This window comes from Kitasatospora sp. MBT63, from assembly GCF_000710465.2.
Lineage (GTDB): Bacteria > Actinomycetota > Actinomycetes > Streptomycetales > Streptomycetaceae > Kitasatospora.
The window spans coordinates 13,672-20,814 of sequence record NZ_JAIZ01000792.1 but is presented as its reverse complement, the minus strand read 5'-3'; the positions used below and the strand labels follow the sequence as shown (position 1 = coordinate 20,814).

Annotated in this window: 6 protein-coding genes; 2 read left to right on the top strand and 4 right to left on the bottom strand. The window is 76.1% G+C overall.

The annotated features are described in order from the left end of the window. A partial coding sequence (locus AA75_RS41315) for a PP2C family protein-serine/threonine phosphatase (protein WP_082527222.1) occupies positions 1 to 1,103 on the top strand: 1,103 nt, incomplete at its 5' end. A gap of 92 nt (positions 1,104 to 1,195) precedes the next feature. Here AA75_RS41315 and AA75_RS41310 read toward each other — a convergent pair. Both AA75_RS41310 and AA75_RS41305 read right to left on the bottom strand, forming a co-directional pair. After that, the gene (locus AA75_RS41310) at positions 1,196 to 2,428 is read right to left on the bottom strand and encodes a DUF2254 family protein (protein ID WP_051814307.1); all 1,233 of its coding nucleotides are present in this window, start codon (positions 2,426 to 2,428) and stop codon (positions 1,196 to 1,198) included. A 177-nt stretch (positions 2,429 to 2,605) separates the two neighbouring features. Further along, positions 2,606 to 2,998: a nuclear transport factor 2 family protein gene (locus AA75_RS41305; protein WP_033825657.1), complete on the bottom strand. Its 393-nt coding sequence runs from the start codon at positions 2,996 to 2,998 to the stop codon at positions 2,606 to 2,608. Between the two features lie 93 nt (positions 2,999 to 3,091). Between AA75_RS41305 and AA75_RS41300 the strand changes: the two genes are divergently transcribed. Beyond that, positions 3,092 to 3,655 (top strand): PadR family transcriptional regulator, encoded by a 564-nt coding sequence (locus tag AA75_RS41300; protein WP_033825656.1) that lies wholly within the window; start codon positions 3,092 to 3,094, stop codon positions 3,653 to 3,655. Between the two features lie 33 nt (positions 3,656 to 3,688). On the opposite strand, the gene AA75_RS41295 is transcribed toward AA75_RS41300, so the two are convergent. Beyond that, positions 3,689 to 5,101, bottom strand: coding sequence for an FAD-binding oxidoreductase (locus tag AA75_RS41295; RefSeq protein ID WP_051814305.1), 1,413 nt, complete (start codon positions 5,099 to 5,101; stop codon positions 3,689 to 3,691). 116 nt (positions 5,102 to 5,217) lie between these two features. After that, on the bottom strand, positions 5,218 to 7,143 hold a 1,926-nt coding region (locus tag AA75_RS41290), incomplete at its 5' end, for a tetratricopeptide repeat protein (protein WP_033825655.1).

Below are 7,143 nucleotides of genomic sequence, written 5' to 3'. Positions count from 1 at the left end.
CGCGGCCGTGGCGGCAGCGGTGGGCCCACGTCGCGGTGATGGCGTCGCTCCCGGTCGGCCTGCTGGTGGTGGACGAGCTGACCCCGCCCGACATCCGGCTCGGCCCGCTGATGGTCGCCGCGCCGCCGCTCGCCGCCGCGTTCTGCAGTCCGGGCGGCGTGCTGATCGTGACCGCCGTGATGTTCCCGTGCGTGATCCTCTCCGGCCGCGCCAACGGCCAGCTCGGGACGCCGAACTTCCCCGTCCAGCTCGCCACGATCCTGCTGATCTGCCTCGCCGCGCTCGCCGCCAGCGGTGTGCGGCAGCGCCGGGAGCGGCAGCTGGCCCGGTCCCGGTCGGCGGTCGAGGTGCTGCAGCACACCCTGCTCCGTCCGCCGCCGACCCGGATCGGACCGCTCGACCTGGCCTGTCTCTACCTGACCGCCGACGAGGAGTCCTCGGTCGGCGGCGACCTCTACGCGGCCACGGTCGCCCGCGGGCGGGTGCGGATCCTGCTCGGGGACGCCCAGGGCAAGGGGCTGGCCGCGCTCGGGACCGCGGGGCAGGTGCTGGGGAGCTTCCGGCGGGCCTCCCGGCACCACGCGCGGGTGGAGGACCTGGTCGCCGAGGTGGAGGACGACCTGCGCGAGGAGCTGCGGGCGGCGGCCGCCGAGGCGGGGCCGGGCGCCGCCGACGACGGCTTCGTCACCGCCGTGTTCCTCGACCTTCCCGCCGATGGCGGCGGGCCGGTCCGGCTGGCCAACCTCGGCCATCCGCCGCCGCTGCTGCTGGACGCCGGCGGGGTGACCGCGCTGGACCCTGCCGTCGCCACGCCCCCGCTCGGCCTGGGCGATCTGGCCGGTCCCCGGCCGGCGGCGGACGCGTTCGGCCTGCCGCCGGGGGCGACGCTGCTGCTCTACACCGACGGGGTCATCGAGGCCCGCAACCGTGCGGGCGAGTTCTACCCCCTGGCCGACCGTCTCCGGCAGTGGCTCGCCCTGTCGCCGGCCGCGCTGCTGGAGGCCGTCCACGGGGACCTGCGCCACCACGTCGGGGCCCGGCTGGCCGACGACGTGGCGATGGTCGCGATCCGCCGCACGGCCCCGCCGGGGGCGGCCGGCTGACGGCAGGGCGCCGGGCGGGCGGCCCACCAGGTCCCGCCGGGTCCCGCCGGGTCCCGCCGGGTCCCGCCGGGTCCCTCCCGGTAGGCCCCGGGTCAGGGGTCGGTGCCCTCCAGGACGAACGGCGGGTGCGCGTCGGCGAGCTGCCCGTCGACCCACCGCAGCCGGGTCTCCAGCGGCGGGCGGCGGTCCGGCGGGGCGACGGTCCGCAGGGCGGTCAGGAGTTCCCGGCTGCGCAGCAGCACCATCGGCGACCCGGCGGCCGACCGGAGCAGGTCGTCCAGGGCGGTGCGGACGAACTCCGGCCAGCCGGGTCCGGCGAGCAGCAGGCGGACCGTGCCGCGGTCGTCGGCGACGGCCCGGCGGCCGAGGTCGGCGACGGCGAGGCGCCTCAGCAGCCCGTCGAGGACGTCCAGGACCTCGACGGCGGTCGCCGGGTCGTGCACGGCGGGGGACAGCGCGCGCAGGCCGGTGTCGGCGAGCAGCCGCAGCGCCAGCAGGGGGTCCTGGTGGAAGGCGCGTTCGCGGCCCACGACCAGTGCGGCGGTCACCGCCCGGTCGTCCAGGTGGCCGCCCCGGACGTCCGCGAGGCGGTCGCCGTGCTGGATCGTACGGCCGATGACGGCGTCCATCTCGACCACGGCGTCCGCCTCGGCGGCCGCCCGGACCAGCCGTTCCATGTTGACCTGCTCGACGGTGGCGGTGTGGCCCTGCCAGCGGACGGTGGAGCCGACCGGCGGCAGGCCGGCCGGGTCCGGGGCGGCGGGCCGGCCGGCGGGGTAGCACGCGCTGATCACCGTGTGGCCCTGGGCGCCGGTGTCGGCCAGCACCTGGGCGAGCTGGATCGAGCGGAACGCGCGGAGCTGGAGGGTGCGGATGAGGATCAGGGCGACGGCGGTGAGCAGCAGGACGGCCGCGGGAAGGACGATCGACACGGTGGCGCGCGAGCCGATCGCCAGCAGTCCGGTGACGGTGAACGTCAGCAGTCCGATCACCAGCGCGAAGACCCGCCAGACCAGTGGATCGGTCCGGAACAGGGCCAGCCGCGGGGTGTAGTTGCCCGCGGCCCACTGGACCACCAGGAAGAGCAGGGAGAAGATCAGCGCGGTGACGCTGACCACGCCCAGCGAGACCACGCCCAGCACCTCGGCCACCCGGACGGCGTCCGCCTGCGGGCCGCCGTGGATCCGGGGCAGCGTCAGGCCGAGGGCCAGGCCGATCAGCAGGCCCGCCAGCTGGGAGATCCCGGCGCGCAGCCGGCGGCGCGGACGGGCGACGCGTTCGGCGGGCCGGTGCGGCCGGGGACGGGCGGGCGGCGGCGCGTCCACGGACATACTCCATGCGGTCGGTGCGGTGACGGCCCGCCCACTCTCGGGCCGATCCGGCCTGCTCGCAAGGCGCCCGCGCCGGTGTTCCGCCGAACAGCGCTGCCGTGCCACCGCCGGCGGTGAACCCGGGCGGGTTCGGCGACGCCCCCGGGGACGTCCCCGGGGTCAGCCCCGGGGTCAGCCCTGGGCGGCCTCGCGGGCGATCTCCTCGAAGCGGGCGCCCATCGCCGCGGCGAGCGCGTTGGCGGCGGACAGCGGGCGGACCATCACGGTGAACTCGTCGATCAGGCCGTCGTCGTCTAGGTGCAGGAAGTCGCAGCCGTTGATCTCCTTGCCGTCGACCTTCGCGGTGAAGACCAGGGCGTGGTCCCGGCCGTCCGCCCCGGAGATCTCCCGCACGTACCGGAAGTCGGTGAACACCTCCAGCACGGCGCGCAGGATCGCGCCGGTGATCGCCTTGCCGGGGTAGGGCTTGAAGGCGACCGGGCTGGTGAAGACGACGTCGTCGGCGAGCAGGGCGGTCATCGCCCGGTGGTCCCTGGCCTCGACGGCCTTGCGGAACTCGTTCATCGACTGCCCCTCCATAGTCAATTTGATGAATAGGTGCTTCGGAGAGTATCGAGGCCGCCGGACGGCGTCCACCCCCGGCGCTAGGCTGGCCCGATGGCATTGCGCAACGCGGTTCTGGCGGCCCTCCTGGAGGGCGAGGCATCGGGGTACGACCTGGCCAAGGGCTTCGACGCGTCGGTGGCGAACTGCTGGATGACGACCCCGCAGCAGCTCTACCGGGAGCTCGACCGGATGGCCGCCGAGGGGCTGATCGAGGCCCGGGTGGTCCTCCAGGAGCGCCGGCCCAACAAGCGGCTGTTCACCCTGACCGAGGCCGGCCGGGCGGCGCTGCGCCGGTTCACCGCCGAACCGGCCCGGCCGACCGCGATCCGCGACGAGCTGATGGTGAAGGTGCACGCGGTCGACGAGGGCGACGCCGCGGCGGTGCGCACGGCCGTCGCCCTGCAGCTGGAGCGGTCCCGGGCCAAGCTGGCCCACTACGAGCGGCGGCGCGAGCGGATGCTGGACGGCCGCACCGAGGCCGAGCACTTGGCCCGCGCCGGGCGGGTCGGCCCCTACCTGACCCTGCTGCGCGGGCTGGCGTTCGAGCAGGAGAACGTCCGCTGGGCCGAGCTGGCGCTGGCCGTGCTGACACAGCGCGCGGCCCCGGTGCGGTGAGCACCGGGGCCGGGGCCGGAGTCCGGCGGCGGGTCAGCCGCCGGACGACGGGCGGATGTTCTGGTTGAGCCGGAACAGGTTGGTGGGGTCGTACTCGTCCTTGACCCGCACCAGCCGCGCGTGGACGGCGTCCGGGTAGGAGGCCCGCACCCTGTCCCCGTCCGCGTCACCGGTGAAGTTGACGTACATGGTGCCCTTGCCGTGCCGGGCCATCTGCTCCCGCGCGTCGCGCGCCCAGGCGACGTGCCCGTCGAAGCCGTCCGGCTCGGGCGAGCGGGCGATCACGTTGCACAGGAAGCCCGCGTCGCGCTGGCTGAACGCGGTGGCGTCCGCGGGGACCCGGCCGAAGGCGCCGCCGAGCTGGTGCAGGTGCAGCTCGCTGAACGGGGTCGGCGTGGTGCCGTGCAGCCGGGTCATGGTGTCGATCGCCGCGTCGGACGCCTCGATGAACGCCGAGGTGAAGTAGTTGTGGGCGCCGCGGGTCCAGAGCGGGTCCAGCAGGGTCTGCATCCCGAGGTAGGGGATCGGGCCCAGCACGTCGGCGATCGGGGTGCCGAGCGTGCGCAGCGGGGCGACCGCCGCCTCGCCGGCCTGCGGGGAGCCGGCGTACATCCCGGCGACGACCGCGATCCGGGTGCCGTGCACCTCCGGCGGCAGGAACGGCAGCGGCGGCGCGGTGGTCAGGTTGACCAGGGTGGTGAGCTCGTCGGGCATCCCGGCGGTCAGGTCCCGCCAGCGGGAGACCACCTGCCGGGCCTCGGACTGCGGGTAGATGACCAGGCCGCCGAGGACCTCCGGGCCGACCGGGTGCAGCTCGTACTCGAAGGAGGTGACCACGCCGAAGTTGCCGCCGCCGCCGCGCAGCGCCCAGAACAGCTCCGGGTTCTCCTCGGCGTCGGCGTGCACGGAGCGGCCGTCCGCGGTGACCAGGTCGGCGCCGACCAGGTTGTCACTGGCCAGCCCGTACCGGCGGACCAGCCAGCCGACGCCGCCGCCGAGGGTGAAGCCGGAGATCCCGGTCGAGGAGACCAGGCCGCCGGTCACCGCGAGGCCGTACGCCTGGGTCTCGTGGTCGAGCTCGCCCCAGGTCAGGCCGGGCTGTGCGAGCACCCGGCGGCGGGCGGGGTCGACCCGGGCGCCCTTCATCGCGGACAGGTCGATGACGATGCCCCCGTCGCAGGTGGAGAACCCGGCGATGCTGTGGGCACCGCCGCGCACCGCGACCGGCAGGTCCTGGCTGCGGGCGAACTCCACCGCCCTGATCACGTCGGCGGTGCCGGCGCAGCGCACCACCAGGGCCGGGCGGCGGTCGTGCGCGGCGTTCCAGACCGCCCGTGCCTCGTCGTACGAGGGGTCGCCCGGGCGCACCACCTCGCCGCGCAGTGCCGCCTCCAGCTCGCCGATGGTGGCGTCCCCCAGAACTCCCGTTGCCGTGTCGATGGACATCGTCGGCCTCCTCGGTGTGGATCTCGGTGTGGAAACTCGGTGTGGAACTCGATTCCGACACCGCCGACCGTAGGACCCGCCGCTGAGCAGCGGCTTTGCACCGGCTCAGCGGCGCCTCAGCGGCCGCCCGGGGCCCTCCGGTCCAGGTGGGCCAGGCCGCGCCGGTCGCCGAGCCGGGTGAAGCCGTCCCGGGCGGTGGCCGCCGCGGCGTCGGCGGCGGCCCGGTCGCCGGCCTGCTCGGCCAGCCCGAGCAGCATCACCGCCACCCACCCGGCGGCGCAGGTCGACCCGGCGACGCCGCCGAGGTCCAGGGCCCGGGTGAGCAGGTCCTTCGCGGTCGCGGTGTCGCCGGCGGCGCGGGCGGCCTGCCCCAGGTGCAGCAGGCAGTTGGTGGTGCCGGGCAGGTCGTCGGTCTCCTCGAAACCGGCCCTGGCCCGGCCGATCGCGGCGCGGGCGCCGTCGAGGTCGCCGGCGGCCAGCGCCAGCAGGCCGAGGCTGCCGAGCGTGATGCCGATCTCGCGCCGGTCGCCGAGCCCGCGCCGGATCTCGAGGCAGGCGTCGAGGCAGGTCCGGGCCCGCCGGTAGGCCCGGTGGCTGCGGCACAGGTTGCCGAGGGTGTTGAGGGCCAGCGACTCGCCCCGGCGGTCGCCGAGCCCACGGAACCGGGCGACGCTCTGCTCGGCCGCACCGAGCGCGCCCTCCCGGTCGCCCGCCAGCCGGGCGGCCAGGGCGAGGTTGGCGAGCGCGTAGCCGCGGGCCGGATCGGCGCCGACCAGCCGTCCGGCCAGCACGGTCTCCTCGAAGTACACCGAGACCGTGCCGTCGGCGGCCTCCTCGGTGACGTAGCCGGGCGTCATCACCGGCAGGAACGGCGGCACCCCGCCGTCCACGTCGGCGAGCAGCCGCAGACAGGCGGTGAAGGAGTTCCTGGCGTCCGCCCCCTCGCCCCGGCAGACCGCCCAGACCCCTCGCAGGTGGGCGGCGGCGGCCAGCAGCGCGGGGTCGCCGCCGGCCAGGACGCAGGACTCGTCCAGGGCCGCCCGGGCCTCGTCCCAGGCGCCGCGCATCCACAGCAGCAGCGCCTGCCGGGAGTGGGCGGCGGCGAGCGCGGTACGGTCCGGACCGCCGCGGTGGATGGCGACGATCTCCGCGCCGATCGCGCCGAGCGGGGAGCTGTCACCGAGCCGGACGGCGAGCACGCCCTGCCCGAACAGCGCCCGGGCCCGCAGCGGGGTCGGCTGCGGCGCCGCGGCGAGCGCGTCGTCCAGCCGGCGCCGGCCCTCGGCGAGGTAGCCGCGGTCGGCCCAGAACAGCCGCAGCGCGACCGCCAGCCGCAGCGCGTCCTGCGGCGCGCTGCGCAGGGCCGAGCGCAGGGCGGCGCGCAGGTTGTCGTGGTCGGCCTCCAGTTCCAGCGGCGTCCCGGCGGGCGCCCGGGCGGACGGCTCCGGGTCGTGCGACTCGGCCAGCGCCAGGTAGTGCGCGCGGTGGCGACGTTCGGTGGCGGCCAGTTCCCCGCTCTCGCGCAGCCGCTCCCCGGCGTACTGGCGGATCGTCTCCAGCAGCCGGTAGCGCACCTGCGGGCCGGGCCGTTCCACCAGGACCAGCGACTTGTCGACCAGGCGGCCGAGCAGGTCCAGTGCGGTGGCGGGGGCGGTGCCCTCGGTGCAGACCTGCTCGACGGCGCCCAGCGAGAAGGTGCCCGCGAAGACCGCCAGCCGGCGCAGCAGCACCCGCTCCTCGGGGTCGAGCAGCTGGTGGCTCCAGGCCAGGGTGGCGAGCAGGGTCTGGTGGCGGGTCACCTGGTGCCTGCTGCCCTGGCCGAGGAGGGTGAGCGCGTCGTCCAGGCGGTCCGCGATCTGTTGCGGGGTCAGCATCCGGACCCGGGCGGCGGCCAGCTCCAGCGGCAGCGGCATGCCGTCCAGCCGGAAGCAGATCTGGGCGACCGCCCCGGCGTTGTCCGCGTCGAGCCCGAAGTGCGGGACGACCTCCGCAGCCCGCTCCACGAACAGCCGCACCGACGCGTAGCGGCCGAGCTCGGCGGG